The organism is Micromonospora sp. NPDC048843 (assembly GCF_040649965.1).
Classification (GTDB): domain Bacteria; phylum Actinomycetota; class Actinomycetes; order Mycobacteriales; family Micromonosporaceae; genus Micromonospora; species Micromonospora hortensis.
Map to the genome: position 1 here is coordinate 1 of NZ_JBEZGJ010000367.1, position 1,468 is coordinate 1,468.

General features: G+C 72.5%; 1 protein-coding gene. It reads right to left on the reverse strand.

Annotated elements, in window-relative coordinates:
* Window positions 1-84: 84 nt before the first annotated feature.
* Complete coding sequence (locus tag AB0C20_RS36130; protein ID WP_357569712.1) at window positions 85-1,461, reverse strand: GH1 family beta-glucosidase; 1,377 nt, start codon at window positions 1,459-1,461, stop codon at window positions 85-87.
* Window positions 1,462-1,468 lie beyond the last annotated feature (7 nt).

A 1,468-nucleotide genomic window follows, 5' to 3' on the forward strand; every position in this document is an offset into this window, starting at 1 on the left:
CGCGGTGAGCTCAGCCTCGCGCGCCTCGATCGCCGGGAGCAGATATTCCAGCGGACCCCGGGCGGCCGCTCGCACCGCCCCCGTTCAGGCCACCGGCGTCGCGGTGCCGGTGGTGCGGGCGAGCTGCTGGTGGGCGCGGATCAACTCGGCGTAGCGCAGACCGCTGGCCTTAACCGTCCGGCGCTGGGTGGCGTAGTCGACGTGCACCAGCCCGAATCGCTTGTCGTAGCCGTACGCCCACTCGAAGTTGTCAAGCAGTGACCAGACGAAGTAGCCGTCCAGGGGAACCCCTCGGGCCACCGCCGCCGCGCACGCGGCCAGGTGCTGCTCCAGGTGGTCGGTGCGTTCCTTGTCCTCCACGGTGCCGTCCGGGGTGATCTCGTCCGGCCACGCCGAGCCGCTCTCGGTGACGATGATCCGGCCCGGCCGGTACTCCTCGTGCACGTCGACGAGCAGCCGCTCCAGGCCCGCCGGGTACATCTCCCAGCCCATCGCGGTCTCCACCGAGCCGGGCACCGGCACCTGCCGGGCGTACGGGGCCGCGCCGGTCGGGTCGTCGACCACCAGCTGACGGAAGTAGTAGTTCACCCCGAGGAAGTCCGTCGGCGTGGCGATCACCGCCAGGTCGTCGCCGCGTACCGGCGGCTCGACCCCGTAGGTGGCGATCATGTCGGCCGGGTAGCCACGCCCGTGGACCGGGTCCAACCACCACCTGTTGACGTGCCCGTCCGCCCGGCGGGCCGCCGCCACGTCCTCGGGTCGGTCGGTCGCCGCCTCGATCGGGCTGAGATTGACCACCAGACCCACCGAGGCCGGCCGGGCGGCGTTGGCGCGGATCGCCTGGGTGGCCAGGCCGTGCCCGAGCAGCACGTGGTGCGAGGCGTGCACCGCCCGCGTGAGGTCCCGCTCGCCGGGGGCCATGTTGCCCTCCAGGTGCCCGATCCAGCACACGCAGAGCGGCTCGTTGACGGTGCACCAGTCGGCGACCCGGTCACCGAGGCGGGCGGCCACCACCGCCGCGTAGTCGGCGAACGCCTCGGCGGTGGCGCGCTCCGGCCAACCACCCCGGTCCTGGAGGACCTGCGGCAGATCCCAGTGGTAGAGCGTGACGAACGGTCGGATCCCGTCGGTGAGCAAGGTGTCGACGAGCCGGTCGTAGAAGTCCAGTCCGGCGGCGTTGACCCGGCCGACGCCGTCGGGCATGACCCGGGGCCAGGCCACCGAGAACCGGTACGCGTCCACGCCGAGTCGACGCGCCAGCGCCAGGTCCTCCGGCCACCGGTGGTAGTGGTCGCACGCCACCGCGCCGGTGTCGCCGTTGTCGACCTTTCCGGGGGTCGCCGAGAAGGTGTCCCAGATGGACGGCGCCCGGCCGCACAACGCCTCGGCTGGCCCCGACTGCACGGCGTCGGCGAGGCGCTCGATGCCAGTGTCGATCAGTTCGCTGCGACGTTCGACCAGTCCGTCG